This window comes from Nostoc sp. PCC 9305, assembly GCF_963920915.1.
In the GTDB taxonomy this organism is placed as follows: Bacteria; Cyanobacteriota; Cyanobacteriia; order Cyanobacteriales; family Nostocaceae; genus Nostoc.
The window spans coordinates 1-21,340 of the sequence record NZ_CAWUDN010000103.1 but is presented as its reverse complement, the minus strand read 5'-3'; the positions used below and the strand labels follow the sequence as shown (position 1 = coordinate 21,340).

22 protein-coding genes are annotated in these 21,340 nt (G+C 41.2%); 8 read left to right on the top strand and 14 right to left on the bottom strand.

Annotated features, from left to right (window positions below; all coding sequences use genetic code 11):
• The first annotated feature begins 273 nt into the window (after positions 1-273).
• The gene (locus tag ACM0OX_RS28485; RefSeq protein ID WP_414518350.1) at positions 274-930 is read left to right on the top strand and encodes a class I SAM-dependent methyltransferase; all 657 of its coding nucleotides are present in this window, start codon (positions 274-276) and stop codon (positions 928-930) included.
• A 155-nt stretch (positions 931-1,085) separates the two neighbouring features.
• On the opposite strand, the gene ACM0OX_RS28480 is transcribed toward ACM0OX_RS28485, so the two are convergent.
• Both ACM0OX_RS28480 and ACM0OX_RS28475 read right to left on the bottom strand, forming a co-directional pair.
• A complete protein-coding gene (locus ACM0OX_RS28480) occupies positions 1,086-1,424 on the bottom strand; it encodes a hypothetical protein (protein WP_414518349.1) in 339 nt (112 codons plus the stop codon).
• 68 nt (positions 1,425-1,492) lie between these two features.
• Complete coding sequence (locus tag ACM0OX_RS28475) at positions 1,493-1,714, bottom strand: hypothetical protein (protein ID WP_414518348.1); 222 nt, start codon at positions 1,712-1,714, stop codon at positions 1,493-1,495.
• 436 nt (positions 1,715-2,150) lie between these two features.
• On the opposite strand from ACM0OX_RS28475, the gene ACM0OX_RS28470 reads away from it, so the two are divergent.
• Together ACM0OX_RS28470 and ACM0OX_RS28465 are read left to right on the top strand one after the other, a co-directional pair.
• Entirely contained in the window at positions 2,151-3,173 is a 1,023-nt protein-coding gene (locus tag ACM0OX_RS28470; RefSeq protein ID WP_414518346.1) for a glycosyltransferase family 2 protein, read from the top strand.
• Positions 3,174-3,280: 107 nt separating this feature from the next.
• Positions 3,281-4,330 carry a glycosyltransferase family 2 protein gene (locus ACM0OX_RS28465; protein ID WP_414518345.1) on the top strand — a complete coding sequence of 350 codons (1,050 nt, stop codon included), beginning with the start codon at positions 3,281-3,283 and terminating at the stop codon, positions 4,328-4,330.
• Positions 4,331-4,360: 30 nt separating this feature from the next.
• On the opposite strand, the gene ACM0OX_RS28460 is transcribed toward ACM0OX_RS28465, so the two are convergent.
• The gene (locus ACM0OX_RS28460) at positions 4,361-4,936 is read right to left on the bottom strand and encodes an acireductone dioxygenase (RefSeq protein WP_414518343.1); all 576 of its coding nucleotides are present in this window, start codon (positions 4,934-4,936) and stop codon (positions 4,361-4,363) included.
• A 267-nt stretch (positions 4,937-5,203) separates the two neighbouring features.
• Between ACM0OX_RS28460 and ACM0OX_RS28455 the strand changes: the two genes are divergently transcribed.
• Together ACM0OX_RS28455 and ACM0OX_RS28450 are read left to right on the top strand one after the other, a co-directional pair.
• Positions 5,204-6,649, top strand: a complete 1,446-nt coding sequence (locus ACM0OX_RS28455; protein WP_414518341.1) for a deoxyribodipyrimidine photo-lyase, 8-HDF type — start codon at positions 5,204-5,206, stop codon at positions 6,647-6,649.
• A gap of 56 nt (positions 6,650-6,705) precedes the next feature.
• The gene (locus tag ACM0OX_RS28450) at positions 6,706-7,530 is read left to right on the top strand and encodes an alpha/beta fold hydrolase (RefSeq protein ID WP_414518340.1); all 825 of its coding nucleotides are present in this window, start codon (positions 6,706-6,708) and stop codon (positions 7,528-7,530) included.
• A gap of 341 nt (positions 7,531-7,871) precedes the next feature.
• Here the strand turns inward: ACM0OX_RS28450 and ACM0OX_RS28445 are convergent, their stop codons facing one another.
• From ACM0OX_RS28445 to ACM0OX_RS28415, 7 genes are all read right to left on the bottom strand, one after another.
• The gene (locus tag ACM0OX_RS28445) at positions 7,872-8,000 is read right to left on the bottom strand and encodes a hypothetical protein (RefSeq protein WP_414518339.1); all 129 of its coding nucleotides are present in this window, start codon (positions 7,998-8,000) and stop codon (positions 7,872-7,874) included.
• Between the two features lie 50 nt (positions 8,001-8,050).
• Positions 8,051-9,049, bottom strand: coding sequence for a hypothetical protein (locus tag ACM0OX_RS28440; protein WP_414518338.1), 999 nt, complete (start codon positions 9,047-9,049; stop codon positions 8,051-8,053).
• Between the two features lie 40 nt (positions 9,050-9,089).
• Entirely contained in the window at positions 9,090-10,322 is a 1,233-nt protein-coding gene (locus ACM0OX_RS28435; RefSeq protein WP_414518337.1) for an MFS transporter, read from the bottom strand.
• Positions 10,323-10,819: 497 nt separating this feature from the next.
• Entirely contained in the window at positions 10,820-11,614 is a 795-nt protein-coding gene (locus ACM0OX_RS28430; protein WP_414518335.1) for a hypothetical protein, read from the bottom strand.
• Positions 11,615-11,670: 56 nt separating this feature from the next.
• A complete protein-coding gene (locus ACM0OX_RS28425) occupies positions 11,671-11,808 on the bottom strand; it encodes a hypothetical protein (RefSeq protein ID WP_414518334.1) in 138 nt (45 codons plus the stop codon).
• 567 nt (positions 11,809-12,375) lie between these two features.
• Complete coding sequence (locus tag ACM0OX_RS28420; RefSeq protein ID WP_414518333.1) at positions 12,376-12,774, bottom strand: TIGR02588 family protein; 399 nt, start codon at positions 12,772-12,774, stop codon at positions 12,376-12,378.
• On the bottom strand, positions 12,771-13,658 hold the full coding sequence (locus ACM0OX_RS28415; protein ID WP_414518332.1) for a TIGR02587 family membrane protein: 888 nt from the start codon (positions 13,656-13,658) through the stop codon (positions 12,771-12,773). Before ACM0OX_RS28415 ends, ACM0OX_RS28420 begins: the two co-directional genes overlap by 4 nt.
• Before the next feature lie 386 nt (positions 13,659-14,044).
• Between ACM0OX_RS28415 and ACM0OX_RS28410 the strand changes: the two genes are divergently transcribed.
• Positions 14,045-14,227 (top strand): CsbD family protein, encoded by a 183-nt coding sequence (locus tag ACM0OX_RS28410; protein ID WP_099102882.1) that lies wholly within the window; start codon positions 14,045-14,047, stop codon positions 14,225-14,227.
• A gap of 465 nt (positions 14,228-14,692) precedes the next feature.
• The gene (locus ACM0OX_RS28405) at positions 14,693-15,331 is read left to right on the top strand and encodes a TenA family transcriptional regulator (protein WP_414518331.1); all 639 of its coding nucleotides are present in this window, start codon (positions 14,693-14,695) and stop codon (positions 15,329-15,331) included.
• A 263-nt stretch (positions 15,332-15,594) separates the two neighbouring features.
• On the opposite strand, the gene mutL is transcribed toward ACM0OX_RS28405, so the two are convergent.
• On the bottom strand, positions 15,595-17,340 hold the full coding sequence (mutL, locus tag ACM0OX_RS28400) for a DNA mismatch repair endonuclease MutL (RefSeq protein ID WP_414518330.1): 1,746 nt from the start codon (positions 17,338-17,340) through the stop codon (positions 15,595-15,597).
• Between the two features lie 253 nt (positions 17,341-17,593).
• Entirely contained in the window at positions 17,594-18,643 is a 1,050-nt protein-coding gene (locus ACM0OX_RS28395; protein ID WP_414518328.1) for an adenosine deaminase, read from the bottom strand.
• 387 nt (positions 18,644-19,030) lie between these two features.
• Between ACM0OX_RS28395 and ACM0OX_RS28390 the strand changes: the two genes are divergently transcribed.
• On the top strand, positions 19,031-19,240 hold the full coding sequence (locus ACM0OX_RS28390) for a hypothetical protein (RefSeq protein ID WP_094352741.1): 210 nt from the start codon (positions 19,031-19,033) through the stop codon (positions 19,238-19,240).
• A 322-nt stretch (positions 19,241-19,562) separates the two neighbouring features.
• On the opposite strand, the gene ACM0OX_RS28385 is transcribed toward ACM0OX_RS28390, so the two are convergent.
• The gene (locus ACM0OX_RS28385) at positions 19,563-19,874 is read right to left on the bottom strand and encodes a threonine dehydratase (protein ID WP_414518327.1); all 312 of its coding nucleotides are present in this window, start codon (positions 19,872-19,874) and stop codon (positions 19,563-19,565) included.
• Between the two features lie 106 nt (positions 19,875-19,980).
• Positions 19,981-20,856, bottom strand: a complete 876-nt coding sequence (locus ACM0OX_RS28380; protein ID WP_414518326.1) for a phosphodiester glycosidase family protein — start codon at positions 20,854-20,856, stop codon at positions 19,981-19,983.
• Between the last annotated feature and the right edge of the window lie 484 nt (positions 20,857-21,340).

Genomic DNA, 21,340 nt, shown 5'->3' with positions numbered 1-21,340 from the left:
ATCTTTGGCTACAATTACCCAAAATTGTATAACCATAGGGTAGGCAAAGCCCGCCGTAGGCATCGCTCATCGTCGTATATATAAACGCCTCTATCCTTTTGTCCTTTCTGTGATATCTTACGGTCAGTCTGCTACGCGTAATAGGTTATTAAATTCATCCTATCAGGTGAGTCTAATGGGTGAGGTACAACAAACACGAAATATTGTACCTTGAGGCTATCAAATGGTTGTTTAGCACCCCAATTTCTCGGCTCAAAAATTAGGAAGTAGATAATGACTGTAAACCAAATTATTGGAGATTCAAAAAATAATATTTTTGCAAACCTTGGTAAACATTTTTTTGCCTGGATGATGACTTCAAGTAGTAGTAAATATGATAAAATTGTCAGCGATCGCAAACGTTCTCTTTTTGCTAATCTCCAAGGTAAAGTGTTAGAAATTAGCCCCAGAACAGGGACTAACTTACCTTACTACCCTAAAGATATCCATTGGATAGGAATCGAGCCAAACTCACATACGCATTCCTCTCTCCAAAGACAAGCAGAAAAACTGGGTTTAAATATCGACCTCCGCATTGGTAATGCTGAATGGTTAGATGCTGAAGATAACAGTATAGATACTGTTGTTAGTACATTGGTTTTGTGTTCAGTGCCAAATATAGATTATACATTACAGGCAATTTTAAGAGTACTTAAACCAGGTGGACGCTTCTTATTTATTGAACATGTCGCCGCACCTCAAGGAAGTTTATTGCGACAAATACAAAACACAGTTAGTCCGATTTGGAAAGTGATAGTTGATGGTTGTCATCCAGATAGAGAAACTTGGATAGCATTAGGAAAGGCTGGTTTTAGTAGCATCCATTATGAGCGATTTGATGCGCAATTACCAATTGTTAGTCCTCATATTATCGGTGTAGCGACAAAATAAAAGTATGAATAAACCCCCGACTAAGGGATTTCCAAGAAATAAATTATTCAATTTTGTGGGGTGGGCGTCTCGCCATTGGTGTCAAGTTAAGGCAGATGCCCAAATGTCAAGTGACATAGCAGCAGTGCGTCGGTGTCGCTGACGCACGGCTTTTACTAAGCACCTGTTTTTTCTTGAAGTTGCCCTAAGTGTTTTTTGACTGCTTCCAAGGTTGATGCATCCGCAATCCATACTGCACAGAATTTAGACGCTATCGATGCCCACATTGGGGCAACTTCTGTGGCATTGTTTTTGACTGCTAGACGCTCTATTACTTGCTCAAACAGACTAATAAATAGGTGCGCGGGCAAGCTCCCAAGGCGTTGAGATAGAGCCTGCCGACTCACAGACATTGCCTCTACCCACAACAATCCTTCTACTTCCAAGCAGCGTAGCACATCTGTTAAATGCTGTATTTGCCGATACACTAAACTCAGCACTATTGCTGCTATCACTGGTAGGGTTAGTACCCGCGATGCCTACGGTGGTCACTGAGCTTGCCGTACCCCTCCGGGGAAGCAAGCTACACGGAGCGTCTGTCTGCGACACGCTGCGCGAACGTAGAGAAGTGCGGGCTGCGCCTACGCAAATTCCGTTCTTTGTCTTTTACATCTTTGAGATTGGCAAATGTCCCTGGACTTAATAGCTCAATCAACCGTGATTCTATCTGTTGGTTTGTTGGGGCTGGGCAAGTTACCCAATGTCGAAAGTCTGGATTTCCTTGTTTTTTGCGTGGCCTACTCATGGCTATTCTCAACACCCTTGTGTTGAGTTTATCCATTCAGTTTTACCCTGTTGACAAGAATCTATTTTTCTTAACTTGACACCAATGGCGAGACGCCCACCCCACAGGAGTTAATTGGATATTTTTTTATTTGGAAATCCCTAAGAATTTCGATCAGACTATCCACACGCAGGATAAAATGTATTATTAAATACAGCACTTGCTTTAATAACGAATACTAGAAGCAGATATCTTACATTATCCAGTGAAAAGTTAGGAGGTGGGATTCATCCTATAACTAGACGGATAGCCAGGTGGATAAATATCTCGCTTTTTTAGATGCTATCACTAGAAGGTGCGATCGTATCCATCAGATAGTATTCTCATTGCCATATCAAAGATTATTGTACTACCAGTAAAACCTGAGAGCAAACTGAAACTAAAATCAGTCTAAAAAATGAAAAAAGTTTCTGTAATTATTCCGGTTTATGGAGTCGAGAAATATATAGCTGCTACTGTACAATCCGTTCTTGAGCAAACCTATACAAATTTTGAGCTTCTAATTATCGACGATGCTTCTTTGGACAGGAGTATAAATATCTGTCAGCAATTTACTGACCCCAGAATTAAAATTATTCGTCAGGCAAATCGAGGAGTATCTGGAGCTAGGAATACTGGTATTCGCCATGCTCAAGGAGAATATTTAGCTTTTTTGGATGGAGATGACCTTTGGTTGCCAGAAAAGTTAGAAAAACAGATTGCTCACTTAGAAAATTCACCAGCAGTCGGTGTTAGCTTCAGTCGTTCTGCTTTTATTGATGAAGCTGGACAAGCTTTAGGTACATATCAGATGCCCAAGCTTAAAGAAATCACGCCATCCTATTTACTCAGTTGCAATCCGGTTGGTAATGGCTCGGCTGCGGTAATGCGTAGAGAAGTTCTGGAAGCGATTAAATTTCAAGATAATCTTTACGGTACTAATGAAGATTGTTATTTTGATGAACGCTTACTCCAATCAGAAGATAACGAATTTTGGATTCGTATTTCTATTAAAAGCAATTGGCAAATAGAGGGCATTCCAGAACCCTTGACTTTGTATCGGATTAATTCAAAAGGGCTTTCAGCAAATATGCTAAAGCAGTTAGATTTCTGGGAAAAGCTAATTGAAAAGACACGCTCCTACGCTCCAGAAATATTTACTCAAGGGGAAACACTAGCTAGAGCTTACCAGTTGCAGTATTTAGCTCGTAATGCCGTAAGACTACGAGAAGGTTCAATGGCTGTAAAATTAATTAATCGAGCCTTAATAACTGACTGGCATATTCTTCTTGAAAATCCCAGAAGTACACTTTTGACAATGGTAGCAGCCTATTTACTTTTACTCTTACCTCAAAATTTTTACAATAAATTTGAAGCTCTGGTTTCAAACAATATAGTAGGGGCTAACCAAAAACGTCGTATTCTTCAAGAAGATATCTAGAAATAATTAAGAACTTTCTATGCCTAAAGCATAATTAGATTTCTTGTATAGTGCATAGTAAATTTAATGAGATATTAATTAAAATAAATCAATGGGAATAGTCAACAATGAAGAAAGTTTCTATCATTATTCCGGTTTATAAAGCAGAAAAATATATAGCTGCTACACTGCAATCAGCTCTTGAACAAACTTACGAAAACTTTGAGATTTTAATTATTGATGATGGTACTCCTGACAGAAGTATAGAAATTTGTCAGCAATTTACAGACCCTAGAATTAAAATTATTCGTCAAAAAAATCGGGGTCTACCTGGGGCAAGAAACACTGGTATTCGCCATGCACAAGGAGAATATTTAACTCTTTTAGATGCTGATGACTTATGGTTGCCAGAAAAATTAGAAAAACACGTTAAGCATTTAGATAATTCGCCTAATGTCGGGGTAAGCTTTAGCCGCTCTGCTTTTATTGATGATAATGGCAACCCTTTAGGTATTTATCAAATGCCTCAGATGCAGGGAATAACTCCAGCGATTATTCTTTGCCGCAATCCAGTTAGCAATGGTTCGGTAGCAGTAATTAAAAGAGAAGTTTTTGAAGCTATTGAATTTCAAGATAATCTTTACGGTACAGTTGAAAATTTTTATTTCGATGAGCGATCGCGTCATACTAATGGTGACTCAACAGATGTTGAATGTTGGTTTCGGATGTCTGTTAAGAGCGATCTGGAAATAGAGGGCATTCCTGAAGCTTTGACATTATATAGGGTAAATTCAGGGGGACTTTCAGCAAACTTGCTCAAGCAGTTAGATTCTTGGGAATTGGCAATCTCTAGGGCACGTTTATACGCCCCAGAAATAGTTAATCAATGGGAAACACTGGCTAGAGCTTACCAGTTGAGGTATTTAGCCCGTAGAGCAGTCAGTCTGCAAGATGGTGCAATGGCTGTGAAGTTGGTGAATCGAGCATTAGCAACCAACTGGCATATTCTCTCTAAAGAACCACGCCGTACACTTTTGACCCTGGGAGCTGCCTATTTCCTTCGGCTTTTGCCTCAGTTCCTTTACAGTCGAATTGAGACTGTTGCTTTAAAGACTACAGGATATACTCAAAGACAGCGAATTTCACAAGGCTTAGGCGGGAGCAACGCGATTTCGTGAGGTCGCCCAAAGGACGTGCATAAATGAGCTTTAACGCGGCTTTTGGATCGAATCACTCACTTGAGTTCCTGTATAATTGGGAACCCAACCTTCTGCGTTGGCGCAGCCCGCCGCAGGCATTGCAAAATAGCGTATCCCTTTGAAACTCAACAACGCAGTTGGGCCGCACCAATGTTCAATGTCGGCGGGGATATAAAGATAGTCTTGTGCCTGAACTAAAAGCTGTACCTGCCTGCCATCAGGTCGCACAAAGCCATAAATCATTTCTCCTGCCAATACGTAGACGGGTTCAGGCGCAGGATGAGTATGGTAACGACCGTAGGTTGCGATTAGGTGGTGAAGATTGAACGAACCTGGATGCACATTTAGTAAGTCACACCAGAGAGCGCCATTTTCTTGCTGAAGAAATTCAAAGACGCTGTTATGGAGTTCTACACAATAACGTTTCTCGGACTCAGTTAAAACGTCCTGGTCTAGCAGATTAGGGAAGAGTAGTGATGTTCCTGGGTCGTAGTGTTTGAGTTGAATGCCAAGAGGCGCAAGTTCGCGAGCTATTTCGTCTAAATCGCTCTCAATCGTACCGTCGTCAAGTAGTAGGTTAGCCATGACAAAAAGACTAATTAACTGTTAAGAAGAGTATACTCAATTTTGAGATGAAAAGCCACTATTCCCGATTGAGAAACCGGGGAATAGGGAATAGGGAATAGGATACAGGTCACAGGGTACAGATTATTCCCTATCACCTGTCACCTGTCACCTGTCACCTCTCCCCTAATCCCAATGCCCATTAAAAGAATAAATTTATCGCCAGAATGATGCTTATTAGTACCACTAGCATCTAAGCTAGTACGGGTGAACTATATCCAGCATGGAATGTCTGACTTAATTCTGTTTTGGCATCGGCGCGATTTACGCATTTCTGATAATACGGGACTGGCTGCGGCAAAACGGCGGAGTCCGAAGGTAGTGGGCGTATTTTGCCTAGATCCGAATATTCTAGAACGGGATGATGTTGCTCCTGTGAGAGTAACTTATATGATTGGCTGTTTGCAGAAACTCCAAGAGCGATATGCTCAAGTTGGTAGCCAGTTGTTAATCCTCCACGCCGATCCCGTACAAGCGATACCAGCTTTAGCCGAAGCAATAAATGCCAAAGCTGTTTTTTGGAATTGGGATGTAGAACCTTATTCACAAGAACGCGATCGCACTATTATAAATGCCCTCAAAGAAAAAGGTATTGAGTTTCTTAACCAAAACTGGGATCAAATCCTCAACTCTCCAGAGGAGTTACGCACGGGTAGTAACAATCCTTACACGGTTTACACTCCCTTCTGGAAAAATTGGATTACCAAACCGAAAGCTCAACCAGTAGAAACACTGCAAAATGTTGAGGGATTAACGGAAGCTGAACAGGAAATTGCCAAACTTGCAGGAGCCTTGGCACTACCTTCAGCAAAAGATTTAGGATTCATCTGGGATGAACCATTAATTATTTCACCAGGAGAAGCGGCGGCACAAGAACGATTAGAAGAATTTACTAATAAAGCTATTACTGAATATCAAGAACAGCGAAATTTCCCCGCAGTGGACGGTACATCACAACTGAGTGCAGCTTTAAAATTTGGGGTAATTGGCATTCGCACCGTTTGGCAAGCCACGATAGAAGCACTGGAAAACAGTCGCAGTGAAGAAACAGCAGTTAATATCCGCACATGGCAACAGGAATTAGCTTGGCGGGAATTTTATCAACACGCAATGTATAACTTCCCCGAATTAGCTGATGGTGCTTTCCGCGACACCTTTAAGAACTTTCCTTGGGAAACAAACGAAGAATATTTCCAAGCTTGGTGTGAGGGGAGAACAGGCTACCCCATTGTGGATGCAGCAATGCGTCAGTTAAACGAAAGCGGCTGGATGCATAATCGCTGTCGGATGATTGTTGCGAGTTTCCTCACTAAAGACTTACTAATTAATCCCCAACTGGGAGAAAAATACTTTATGCAGAAGTTGATTGATGGAGATTTGTCTGCTAATAATGGCGGTTGGCAATGGAGTGCTTCTAGCGGTATGGATCCCAAACCTGTGCGGATTTTTAACCCCGCCAGTCAAACACAAAAATTCGATCCAGAAGGGGAATATATTCGGCAATGGGTGTCGGAATTGCGGTCTGTAGATACAGAATATTTAGTTACTGGGAAAATTCCACCTTTAGAACGTCATGCTGTTGGCTATCCTGACCCAATTGTGGATCATAAAATACAGCAACAGCAATTTAAACAGCGTTATCAACAGCAAAAAATTCTTAGTAGTGGTCAGTAAAATTGTTAGTTTCTTAATAGACATTTCCAAAAATTCAGCCTACTGGAGAAAAACACATGAACGCGATCGCAGTGAAAGACGGCATAGAGATTTACTACAAGGATTGGGGCAGCGGTCAGCCCATCGTTTTCTCGCATGGTTGGCCTCTATCGGCCGACGACTGGGACAACCAAATGATGTTCTTCTTAAATCACGGCTATCGCGTCATCGCCCATGACCGGCGAGGGCATGGACGCTCGACCCAAGGCGGCGACGGACACGATATGGATCATTACGCCGATGACCTCGCTGCGCTTACCGCGCATCTCGACTTAAAAAACGCCATCCATGTTGGACACTCGACTGGCGGGGGTGAGGTGACACGCTACATTGCGCGCCACGGCGAAAGCCGCGTCGCAAAGGCCGTTCTCATTAGCGCCGTGCCACCACTGATGGTGAAGACCCCAGCAAATCCCGGCGGTTTACCTAAAGAGGTATTTGACGACTTTCAAACGCAGGTTGCCACCAATCGGGCGCAATTTTATTGGGATGTGCCGAGCGGGCCCTTTTACGGTTACAACCGACCGGGTGCGAAAGCCTCGCAAGGCGTGATTGAGAATTGGTGGCGTCAGAGCATGATGGGCGGTAGCAAGGCGCAGTATGATGGCATCGTGGCTTTCTCTCAGACCGACTTTACCGAGGATCTTAAGAAGTTCTCTGTGCCGACTTTGGTAATGCACGGCGATGATGACCAGATAGTTCCCTATGCCGACTCTGCCCCACTGAGCGTTAAGTTGGTCAAGGGCGCGATATTGAAAACCTACAAGGGTTTCCCGCACGGTATGCCGACGACAAATGCAGACCAGATCAATGCCGATCTCCTCGAATTCATTCAGTCGTAAACGCAAAGCACTCGGTTAGTCTCCATACTGCCGCCTCAAAGCGTCTAACCAGGCGATGCAGCGAACCGCGCCCTGCTGCGATGCGTGGCTTTGGTATAGTGTGGAATGGCACTAAGAAAAGCCCAAAGACTTATTATATTCTCGTTCCCAGCCTGGAGGCTGGGAACGAGTTCCAAGAGGCTCTGCCTCTTGTCAAGAAAGAGGAGGCGGAGCCTCCGAGAATGGGTTCCCAGCCTAGAGGCTAGGAACCAGTTGGGGCAGGGGCTGTATCTTAACTTAGTGCCATTCGGTATAGTGTGTTTGTCCACCTTGCAACCATGCGCGCTCTTGGGTGCGTATCGTTAGCCCTCAATCTGTCGATAGGGGCGTAGCGAGAGGTCATCTTTAGGTTGTGATGTCCAGGTGAGCGGCAATGCGATCGCAGATTCCCGGTAGTCTGGGCTAAGGAACGAACCCAGCACTTCAAGCATCAAGCGTGTCAGCCTGTTGGAGTTCAACGAGTTAGAACGCTAACACCACATCATGTCTTGACAGGTAAATGAGAAATTGTCCATAAGATGAGCAGGAAGATTAAGTAAATTGCACCAACTAATCCAAACTCAATCAGAGGAATATAGGTTACTTCGTAAATTCTGCCCAAGCCGCGTTCAGTCAGTGCATAAACGGCCAGGACACTCACTAAAAAGGCTCCGTAAATAGTACGTTTCGTCGAGATACCCACAGGTAAACCGTGAAGCTGAGTAAGTACCAGAATGCCAAAAAAACCAAAGAGAAATGTGGGCCACTTGCTTTGTCCTAGTATTAATGACACGATTACACTATGTAAAAGCACTGAAGCCTCCAAAGTGAATGTCCACCAACGGTTTACATGGGTGCGGTTAAAAATTAAGGAAGATTGGAGCAAAAGCAAGAACATATAAAGAAAACCAATCAAGTGCCCCCAAGTCGCTTCCATTGGGTGATACCAAAAGGTGTAGATAGCGGCGAAAGAGAAAAAATAGCCGTGGTACAGTTTGATAATTTGCAAAAACTGTTGATGAAATGGAACAGAATTGCCAAAAAATAAACCGCGTCGAGGTGTTTCTAAAATCAGTACGAAGACTAGTAAGAGTACAACTGCACCTTGAGAAGCCCAAATTGAAGTATCTTGAGCTAGAGCATCGTACCAAATATATGTTTGCAGAAAGTGTAAAGCAATGAATGCACCATTAATGGCAAGCATGAGGTAATTTATCGGGTGCAACGCTGATTTGTATTTCAACTGCGATGCCTGCGGCGGGCGTAGCCATCGCTGCGCCCACAAGATACACGCCCAGATGCTAAACTGATGCCCAAGGTACATACCCCAAGCAGTTACTCGACTCCAAAAGGTTGGTTGGGGAAGCTTCCAATAGTACCAGTTTAGTCCTTGGTCAGGAAGTTTGATGATGCTTGCAGGAATGCTCCCACCGAGCCAAATTGCGTAGGTGAGAAGGATGCTTACAAAGATGCCTAAAAATAATACTCGGCGACCTGTCATATTAATTCGTAATTCGTAATTCGTAATTCGTAATTCAGACCTAGATTTTTAGGCTGGCTGCACGTTCTGTTTTTGGTTCAGATGCACTTTTAGTTACTCGAAAACTAAGAGTCAAAGCTACTAGCATTACTAAAGTTCCACTCAAAAAAGGAGCAGAACTTCCAAATTTCATAAAACTTACTCCTGCCCATGTTGGCCCAGCGATACGTGCCAATGCAGAGCAAGAACTGGCAATTCCTAATATTTGTCCTTGTTCTTCTGGGGCTGTCATCTGGGAAATTAAGCTGTTCAATATTGGTTGGCTGATACTAATTCCCCATGCCACAAGTGTGGCGGCGACTAATAATAAAATTAAGCTTTGCGAGAATCCAATTAACAGTAATCCTAAACCTAATCCTAATATTCCCAAGATAAGTAACTTGATTTCACCCAATTGTTTCTTGAGAAATCCGATTAGTCCTCCTTGAATTATTGTGCTGACAATCCCCATGAAGGCAAAAAGATAACTCGCTTGTTGAGGGCCCCAATTTAATTGCTGCTTAGACCATAAAGCTAATGTAGAGTCCATAGCTGCAACAGCAAAGGTGACTAAAAAGTAGATGCCGACAAGTACACAAAATTGCGATCGCTGTGACAACTGTCGCAAGTTTAGGGATTGCTGACGGTGGCGATGAAGTTGGATTTTGGCTTTAGTCTCAGAATTTAGAGATTCTGGAAGTAATATCAAAGCACAAAGAAATGCCAATAAAGATAATCCGGCAGCAAACAACGACGGTAGATGAAAGTTAGCGTTGTTCGGATCTGATCCGATTAGAAGACCTCCAATCGCTGGGCCGAGAATGAAGCCAAGACCAAAAGCTGCACCGATTACACCCATGCCACGAGCTCGATTACTTGGCGTGGTAATATCTGCTATGTACGCCTGAGCAGTGGCAATATTGCCTGACATAATCCCGGCAAGACTACGAGCAATAAACAAAACCCATAAGGAGTTGGCAAAACCTAAGCCTGCGTATGCAATTACCGAGCCGAATAAAGTCAGTAATAAAATCGGACGGCGACCGTAGCGATCGCTAAATCTGCCCCATAATGGTGCAAATAAGAACTGCATTAAAGAATAAATAGCTACAAGTAGAGTCGCTTCATTAGGTTTTGCACCAAATTGTTCACCATACAAAGGCAGTATCGGCAGAATAATTCCGAAGCCGAGCAAGTCTATAAATACAGTCAAAAATAAGACGAATATAGCCCTGCGATTATTTTTACTCTCCATCTGTACAATTCCATTTTATAAAAAAGATGTCTAACTTGGATTAGTTTTAAAGACATCAGGGAACGCTCGATTGTAAAGAGCTATTGATTACAAACAGTAATCAGTACAAACAAAATGTTTGAATTTCAGTGTGGTTGAGCAAAATAGCATGGAACAAACCCATGATAAAAATCAAGCCAATAATGCTACTAATTAAAGCAACTATAATTTCATGCTTCCGTATGGCTTTTTGTATCTTAGCGTCTATGATATTTTCTAATTCTTTGTATAACATTGAGTTGAATTTGGTTAAAGACAAGAATTATCTGGAACTTACGTTACGTACTTACATAAGTTGGAGTATGTCCGAAATCTCTAACTTATTAAATTAAAACTATAGCAATCCTAAATCATTTGTAAGGAAGAAAATCGTTGTAAAGCATATAAATAAGTACTTTTAATCTCCCTATTTTTTCACGTTTGAATTCGGATTACTATATTTCAATGCAGTGCGAATGTCAAGAACTTTTACGTCGTTTCAAAACACCACCTGAAATACCAAAAGCTAATATCGCTAAGGTATAAGTTGGTTCGGGAGTCGCAAGAATACTTACCTGATTAATAGCCAAGCCATATTGTGGAGCAGAACTGCTAAAAACAAGTCGCGAGATGTTTGGAGTGTCACTACGAATCCCCAAGAATACTGCCGAATTATCTAATGCTAAGGACGAAAGATTTGGAACGGAGAAAGTACCCAATAGGTTATTGGCATTATCAAAAGCGGCGATCGAATTTTCAATTTTCAATTTACTAGTGTCTACAGCTATCTGAGTTCCAGCGCCAAAAACTGGCTGGGCAAAACTAATCGAAAAAGGCCCGCCGTTCCCTTTAGTGCCAGGATCGGAAGTACCAGGAGGAAGAGGGATAAAACCTGTTGGATCTATACCCCCGAAAAGAATAAAATCACCTAGAGCGAAGTTACTCCGAATGCCAGGTGAAGGTAAAGTTTGAAAGACAAATGGTGGAGTAATTTGAGGCTTATTAGTTGGAGTTATATTTACATCCAAGCCTAAACCACGTTGTGATGTTGCTGAAAAAGAGTTAGGTAAAAAAGCCGGAAAATCAGGAGCAGACGGATTAAATACTTTACCTAAACTTTCCCAATTAACTCGATCGTTGCCTCCTAAACCAGCGCGCTCAGTGACTAAAAATGTAGCAGCTTTAACTGGTAATGGGAGAACCGTTATTATGGCTGCGATCGCTGAAAAATATTTTACAGATAACTTAAATAATTGATTGATCTTAACTGTCACAAGGTTTTCTCCTTAATTTTTTAAGATAATATCATCAAAATGCAACAATGCCTTATTTAGATCGAGAGAGTTGAAGCAACTGCTGCGATCGCGCCGAATAACTTTAGATTTTTCATTACCGCCATTATCAGCCTGTCTTCTCCACCATTAATTAAGTTATTCAAGACTGGCGGAGATATTATGATTGTCTCCACAAGCACAAATTCGGTCGTCGTTACTAGTATCCAGCAATAAATTATTGTTAGGAGTACCAACAATAATAGATGTAAAATATTTCTTGATAGTTTTATATGTCAAATGTAGTTAATATTTGTAATACTGACATATACAAACATCAAAACTATAAATTTCTGATGAAATCTACCTCCAAACAATTAATTCTATTTTATATCTCTGGCGGAATAAAAATGCGATTATTTATTTTTTTAAATTATTTAATTTCTTCAAGGTTATCAAAAATGCGGGCGCTATTGTGTTGAAAATATGGGCAAGCAATAAAATATAGGACTCATACAGCAAATTTCAACTTCTCTCGGAACGCTAACAGTATGTCTGAGACAGAAACTACGTCAACGTCAGGTAAAGAAATATCTCACCCACGAACTCAACTCTTACCGCACTGCGTTAGGCAGGAAACGCCCGACTTGTTCGCTCTTAGCGCTCCCACTCTGAAAGCAAGTGTGGTGAGGGTTGAGTTCGGGTATACTTCCAACAAATAGATTATGCAATATTGTGGGGTATTTTTTTTATTTGTCAGTCCCCTATGGCAATTTATAGCTACCAACACGTAGAGTTAACTGACCTTGGCGCGGGTTATGGCTGAATATAAATGCGCCTTCTTCGCTTTCCCCACTAGATAAAAAGTCAATCTGTTGCTCTCCTGTTTCTGTAACTTTGCCGTCAATCATTAACTCAGCCATAATCTGAACTGACTCAGCTGTATCTCCTCCACTATTCATAACTTCAAAAGGAACATAAAACTGACCATTAATTTCTCGAATTGTTTGTTTTTTAGTGACAGAAAGGATTGGAGGTTGATTTTTTTCGTTCAGCCAAGTGTAACCTACTAGAATCACAATGATTGCTAGAATGAATGAGGCGATGCTGAATGTTATCCACTCAGCTATTGAGCGTTTTGGTTGTTGTTCTGTTTCAGTCATATTGCTAACCTTCCGGCTGCACCACCAATAGTTGCAGGTAAACCCAGTATTAATGTGTGATCTAACCACATTGTCCAGGGGTCGCTAAGAGTTAATTTTTGAAAGAACCACAGCATAAAAGCGCCTGCTAGCAATGATACTAAGTAGGACATAATGGTTTCGCTCGATGGTCGTTGAAAAATTCCCTTTTGCTCTTTACGTTTTTGCTGGTTAGAAAAACCTGCCTGAAATACAATGCCATAAGAAATCAGCAAAGATGCAGCGATCATTGCTAACTCCCAAGGTGGAGAGGTTGCGGCTGCAAGCATAGGAATTTCATCTGTGGGAGCGATGTTAAATGCAATTATGGTTGCACCAATCAGGGTTCCACCCACATCAGTAAAGGTGGCGTGTAACTCATCCCTTTTGTTCTTAGTTGTGCTATTTTCCCGATCGCTTCCTTGTCCTTTTCCATTGCTGTTTTCAGTATCTCCCAACAATTGATTCGCTAATGCTACACCAAGAGCGAAGGGCACACTTTCAAAGATGATTTTACCTAAAGATTCCTTTAGGGAGGTTTCTGGTGTCAATTCTCGCAATAGTAACAGCACAAAGGTAGAACAAGCTATTCCGATCGCGATCGCTTCGACGGTATCCATTGCAGCTTGATGAGAAAGCCAGCGATATCTGCGTTTGCGAAAACCTTCTATCTGATTGAGCAAGTAAACCACAATAAACATTAATGCGATCGCCGTCATTATCAGTTGTGCTTTTGCCAGCGATCCAATCCACCAAACCTCCATTGTGTACAGTAAAGGTATGCCAAATAAAAAACCTCCACAAGCACCTCGAATGATGTCATTAATCTCATTCTTCCAGACATTTTTTTGACTTTTCGTTGGCACTCCTTTATTTTCCTTTTATTTAAATTTTGCTTTAACTTATAGTTCATTTATTTGCAAAAAAGTTATTTTTTTAATATATATAAATTTTATTTATCAGATTTTCATATTTTGTATTATCTGCTACAATACCCATTGGCATCTCTCTTAAGATAATATAATTTACCAAAATATTCTCTCGGTTGATGGAAGTAAAAAAGAATACACAGCTGTTAGATTATGTAATAGCTTAGGGACTTCCAAGTAATAAAATAATTAATATTTTATTACTTGTAGGGTGAGCGTCTTGCCCGTTCTGTGAAATGGGCGGGCTTTTCGGCCCATTTTGCAAGTAGTAGTAATTTATTTTTGGAGTTCCCTGAATCAACTACAAGCTAGAGATAAAAACCATGAGCGCTGAAAAGAGAATAGAAGCAACTGCAAAAAATATTGAAGGAAAAATTCAAGAGGTTGTGGGTGAAATAACAGGTAATCCACAAGATAAAGCTGAAGGACAAACGAAGCAAGCTGAAGCGCAAGTTACTCACACCGTAGAAAATATTAAAGACGAGCTGAAGAAAGCTTTAGAATAATTTCGCTTGTCGAGTGCAAATAGCGATTTTACTGATGATTGACTCCTAAACTTGTAACATTAATTGCTCCACTTTCTATAAGTTAGTGGGGTTTTTTATTGCGTAAAATTTGAAAGTGTTAGTTACTAATAATATCAAGTCCGGGTAATTAGCTATGATATCATGTCCGCTTAATTGCTTATTAAACCCGAAGAACCCCACCCCCGCCAAAGCTACGCTTTGTCTCCCCTCCCCGCTTGCGGGGAGGGGATTAAGGGGTGGGGTGCAATGACTGTGGAAATCATAACTAATTACCCGGACTTGATATGATTCCCAAAGTCATTACACCCCCAGGGCAAACACATCTAAATTACTCTTGACAATAGACAACATCCGTGAATAAACAGAGAGTTGCTGTTTGTCTGTTAGCATCTTAGCAGTCTGCTCCTCTCGATTCCATCTCCCCGAAACACCTATTGAGCCAAAATGACTATTACTTGCAAACTTCTTTTACAAAATCACGCTCAAGATTGGCAAGAAGCAACTGTGCATCCCTTCCTAGAACAGTGTCAATTAGGTATAATTCAACTCCAGCAATTCAATACATGGTTGATGCAAGATTATCTGTTTGTTGTGGAATTTACGCGGATGGTAGGGCGAGTATTAGCCAGCGCACCTCCACAACATTTTGATGTGATACTTGGGGGATTGGCAGCTCTTAAAAACGAACTCAATTGGTTTCAAGAAAAAGCTACTGAACGACAACTAAATCTTAATATACAGAAACAAGCAACCTGTAGAGAATACTGTGAATACATGCAGAGTCTTGCAGACAAACCTTATCCTGTGCAAGCAACTGCATTTTGGGCTATTGAATTAGCCTATAATCAAGGTTGGCAACTACCAGGTAAAATGCCTGTACCTTACAATGAATTTGCAGAAAGATGGGGAAATATTGAATTTACAAAATATGTAAAACTTTTGCAACAGCAAGCTGATGAGGTTTTAGAAACGGCAGAGGGGAATATTCAAAAACAAGCTGAAGAATCTTTTTTAATGGTGGCAAAATTTGAACATAATTTCTGGCAGATGGCTTTTCACACAGCACAGCATGAATCAAAATAGTTATTTATAACCCAAAGTTATGCTAGATGATTTGGTAGGCGCTTGGGCAACTACAAATAGATAGAAAAAACGTGGGTAAGTACTCTCGCAAATGTTGATAAATATCCGGGTAATGGATAGGCTAATGCGAAGGCAGACAAAGCGTACCTTTGGCGGAGTGCGGTTATTTGAGTTTACTAAGTAATCAAGCGGACATGATATAACGCTAATTTTCTAGTTGTAATTTCCATTTTTACAGCTATTGTAATGTCTTGCCAAAAACATCAAATTCCATGACTTTTACCGATTACCCAATTACGCCGGAAAAACCGAGCTAAAGCTGATTCTTCTAAAGATAAATAAATTGGGCGTCCGTGGGGACAGGTGCGAGGGTTGCGAGTGCGTTGCCAATTATCTAAAAGTGTCTGCATTTCTTGTTGATTCATCGGTGTACCGTTACGAATGGCACTGCGACAGGCGACGGCTACTTGGGCTGTTTGTAAATCGCCTCCCCAACTAAGTTCTAAAATTGCTTCTGCACAGTCGTCTCGCTGCTGTAAAGGTGCGGGGATGTTTCGGACAGCCCAAAGTTGTTCGCCAAAGGGTTCTATTTCTAAACCGATGCGTTGTATTTGCAATACTTGCGCTGGCGATAATTGATAAAGAATTATTGGTGGTTCAACGGGTAGAAGTTGCCAATCATCGCATAATTGCTCATACAAAACTCGCTCATGAGCAATGTGCTGTTCTACTAACCACATACCACCTGAATGTTCCGCCACAATATAAGTGTTGCTAACTTGAGCGACAGCTTTTAAAGAGTTAGGAGTTGGGAGTGAAGAGTTAGGAGTTTTGAGATTTTCGTTAGGATTTTGAGGATTAAAATTGTAACCACCTTTGGCTTCTGCGGCTTTGAGTAATTTACTAACTCGTGTTGTGTGAACAGCTTCTTTGAGATTATTAGAAGAGATACTGAGTGCTTGGTTAATTGCTTTGGTAATTTGCTCTTGCCAATAAATGATTTCGTTGAGGTAAATTTCTGTTTTTGCTGGATTGCGATTCCAGTTAATTTGATCGGGGGAAATGGCAAGATGTAAGAAACAAATTGGATAGCGATCGCGTGGTAATGTTCTATGAAATGCTGATAATATCGTTTGCTCTAGTTCCGGCGTCTTCACCATCCTGCCGTTAATGGCTACACGTACCCAATCTGGACGATGGCGATGACAACGATCGGGTAATCCTACCACTAAATTTAGTGCTGAGTGCTGAGTACTGAGTGGGGAGTGGGGAGTGAGGAGTGAGGAGTTAGGAGTTAGGAGTTCTGAGTTTAGTGGGTTGGGTATTTCGAGTTTGACTTCTTGCAAGTCACCTTGTCGCACTTGGGGTAAAATCTGCGGTAGAAGTTGCCCGGTTGTTCTTGCTGGAGAGATGGTGAACCACTGACGGTCATTTTGCCAAATCTGCCAGGTGACGTGGGGATGACAGAGGGCGATTTGGTGAATTGCGGCTTGCACGGCTTTCATTTGCTGTGCTGTTGTGGGTAATCCCTGACGACGAGATGAGCAATTACCGAAAAGATGGGAAACTGTAACTACTGTACCAGGTGCGATCGCAGTTGCTTCAACTTGTACAACTTTCCCGCCCTCGCCATAAATTATCCGCCATCCTAAATTTCCCCCCAGAGGACGACTCAAAATTTCCAAATCTGCCAGAGTCGTTAAACTATGTAACGCCTCACCACGAAACCCTAAACTGTTAATTTTCCACAAATCGGCACTAGAGCGAATTTTACTAGTGCTGTGGGCTGTGGCTGCTTGTTGTAAATCATCTAGGTTCATTCCACAGCCATTATCTGCCACACGAATTCGCCATTGCTGCGGCCACAGAGAAACCACAATTCTCGTTGCACCTGCGTCTAGGGAATTTTCTACCAATTCCCGCACCACAGAAGCTAAAGAGTCGATTACCTCTCCAGCTGTAATGAGATATACGACTTCTGTTGGTAGAGCTTGAATAGTAGATGCCATAAATTATAGTTTATAGCTTCTGGGGACACGCTATATACGACTTATAGCAAGAATCCTTTCTCAGTAAAAAAAGAACCACAAATAAACACTGATAAATTATCTGTGTGCATCTGTGGTTTAATTTATAAAACATTAATTTTGCAAGATATCTATTGTGTATTACAAATTTTTCTATCGCATCAGAAAAAATTAGTAATTGCAACATTAATTAACATTAAATCACCTGACTTTATAGATATTTTTAGGCGATTCGTTAATTACTATCTCTCATGGACAAAATTTTCGGTGGTTCAGGTTTGAGCAAACCGTTCAACAGTGATAAAGGACGTTGACTGTAAGGCCAAGCAAAAGCATGACGGAAAGCTGCATCTTGACAAGCTTGTAGTTGTTCAAAACTAATGATGTTGTAAGTCAAGAGATTCTCATACTCAAATGGCAGACGCACATTGTGCAATCCAGCATTATCAGTACAGATAGCGATATCAACTCCAGCATCAAGACAACGGTCAAAAACTAATTTGAGTTGACGTATATCTTGCAAAGTTCCAGTTTTTAGGTAAGTTGTCGGACAAACCTCCAAACATTGTCCGCGTCTAGCCACATCATTAAGTAGCTCTGGATATAGTAGGGGAATTTGAATGCCGTGACCAATTCGCATCAGATATGGTAGCAGTTCTGGGTAACAACCAGCGGTAGTTTCATATAGATGTCCCGTGGTGTTAACACCCTGCGATCGCGCATAATCATATAAGCTAATCCATTCTTCTAAGCGATCGGCGTAATAACTATCACCTCCTGCTACATCTACTGCACAGACATACTGCTTATTTTGCGCCGCCAAATCAACAATCGCCTTGTTCACCTCATAAGGTAGGCGTGTGTGCATACAGAGAATTTGGCTAGTAACAATCGGATATTCTGGCTGCTGGCTGGCAAGTCCTACTACTCGCACAATTTCTGCCATCTTGTCAATTCTTTCAGATTGACTGAGATGTTCAGGTGTCCGTAAATAAGGAGTGTAGCGCAGTTCCAGATAAGCCAAATTTTCAAATATGTAAGCACCCCGCACCAAGCGATAGATAAAGTAAGGCAAAGTCTCCACAGTTTGCACGCTTTCTACCAAGGTGTGTAATTCTAGATATTCATCTAGAGTGTTACGCGGGCGGGTATAAAAATCTTCAAAATCTGAATAGTCAGCAAAGCGGGAAATTAACTCCGAAGAATGCCGCTCGAAATATCGCCATAAAACTCGTGGTACGACCGAGCCGCCTAGATGTCTATGTAATTCAGCGTATAAAGCCATAGTGGTATTTTTAGGTAAAAATTTCAATGATTGTAACAAAAACATCGAAAGAAAAATCTGTCCTCAAAAAAATTTAGCTCCAACTTCTTAGGAGTAGAGGTTTCCCTACATCTGAATTTCAACAAATACTCCGACCGAGAAACGGCGCAAACGATTTGGTGGCTTGGAATTAGATGGGGTTGAGAGCAACAGATCAATTTCTGCCTCCTACCTCCTGCACTAGTATTTGCAGCATGAATAAACTTGACATTACCAAGATTAAATTGATAGCATTGATATCCTTAATTTTTGTGCTATACTGAAAGAACATTGCTATTGTTAAACGAGTGAGATATAGCAATATATTTTTCCTTTAACAAAGCAAATTCCTGGCAAGGTTGGTATTAATTGAAAATTCAAGCGTTGGAAGTCAAGGCTGGCGATCGGATTATTGCTTACTGCAACAATAAAATGCAAACCTGCAAGGTAAAACGCATTTTAGATCCAGGTCAAGCTAATATCACACTATCAGTATTCACCTCTGAGAATTATCGCGGTTGCTCAGTTTCATCTATAGTTCGCTTCCAAAGCAACGCCTTAGTTGATTTGGTAAGTTAAAAGCTAAGTAAATATTAAGCTCAAAAATATTTGTAGCTATTGTCCAGCCTCAAACTGGACAAAATTTTTGCGAAAGGTGTGATGCCTACGCACATCTAAATCATGTTAATTATAGCTGGATGATTTTCGCAACCCTACACTACCTAGTGGCTTGTCCCATTAAATATAATAGGTTTGTAGTAAGCACTTCAGTGCTTAAAAATCCAGGACTAAAGTCCTAACTACAAACTTATTCACCCCTCAGAACTAATAGAACAGACCACTAGTATAGGGAACATTAATTGATAAAATTCTGAGATAAAAATCTAATTTATGGCTTTTTTCATTTCTTTTTCACATCACGAGCCATGTTGAGGTAGTAGTCGTCAAGTTTGGCATTAGAACGACGGCGGTTAGTGGTAGGAATTTTAGCGATGTTATCCCGATTCGTTTCAATTGGCTGTTTAGTTGAAGCTTGATTTACGTCTTGCACCCGATCGGATTCCAAGAAATAACCAGACTGAGAAAATCCGAAAAGCTTACCAAAAAAACCAAATAAATTTCCGAAAAAATTAGAAATAGTTTGGAATAAAACACCAAACAAGCCTTCAATACGAAGGAACAAATTCCGAATAATTTGGGTTAGACGAAGCATAATAGTACCTTTAATGATTGCCTATTATTATTGTGACTCAATTCGGATTCGGGAATTGCTGATATGGCAAAAATCTACCAGTAGGTAGGTATAACTCCCACAACCCCTAATTTTCCTGAACCAGCAAAACCGACTTCACAGGACGCTTGATAGAATTTCCCTCCAAATCAACCTTCCCGTAAAAGGTTTTCCCATTGTAATAAAGCGAAGATGAACTTCCCCCATCCAGATTCATCGCTTGCTCGGCTCCAAGAGTTTTCATCAAATCAGCTAATGCTGGCAAAGAGATTCCATTCGCGGGAGCCGAGGGTTTTTGAGCCACCATAACTAAAATAACGCTGCCATCACGGGTGATACCTAGGGCAGTTCTGGCATTGGGTTGATTGCTGCCAAGGGCATCTCGTTTATTGCCATTATCCACAAAACCCTCTTTTTCTAAGGTGAGTTCCGGTAATAGGCGGGGGCCAGCACCTATAGCATCAACTAACTGACAACCTGTTGGCGGTGACTGATTGTGTAGGGCAATGGAATAGCGGCTAGTTTGCCCGCATAAGTAGCGACGGAATTCTGTGCGATTGAATATTTGACCCAAATAAGACTTTAAGTTGGGATTGTTCACCAGCCGCTCGTTTTCCTTGGGATCGGCTATCAACTTTCCTTGTCGGACAACATAAGATGTCGTTTTTTGGTTGGCTGGGTCAAAAAAGCCTGCATTCAAAATAGCCACGGCTTGATGCTTTTGGGCAAATTCCTCTACAGTGGCTACCTTCTGTGATAGCGCAGGAGTCACCAAAAATTTGCTATTAACTGGAATCAGCACGATGTGAGCGATGCTTTGGGGCAAAGTGCGATCGAAGTAGCGGATAGTTTTTGGTGGTGAAGCCGCAATAGTGGGTATCGAAGGTGTTGAAAAACGCAAATTAAACCACAACACCATTGCCAAACTAATTAATATCAAAGCCAGTAGTTTGATTTTTCTCACTTTTAAACTCACTTGCGGTTAGATCAAAAAATTTGAATTTAGTTGATTTAATTAAAATACTTTAAGCTGAAAAATAAGCAATTAATTTTAATTATTCCTAGTTCGCCCATTTTTTAGGGATTTAGGACAAATAGATAGTCAAAAGTATACCGAAGGACATATTCCCAAAAAGACTCAATTAGGTATATGTTCGCAATGATGGCTACTGAACCCATAATTACAAACGAAGGAGTCAATTATATATCTATACTTCTAACTCAAATAGAGTGTATGGCCATAGAATTGCTAATCAATAAACACTTCCCAACATATGGAAATTGGCAAGATAATTTTCAAAAAGTTAAGAGACAATAGACCTCTTGCATAAATCAAAAATAAGAAAGAACCCTACCCCGCCAAAGCTACGCTTTGTCTCCCCTCCCGAAGAGCGGCTACGGTGTACACACAAGTCTTTGAGAGTTGCCTCACAGCGTTTAGATCCCCC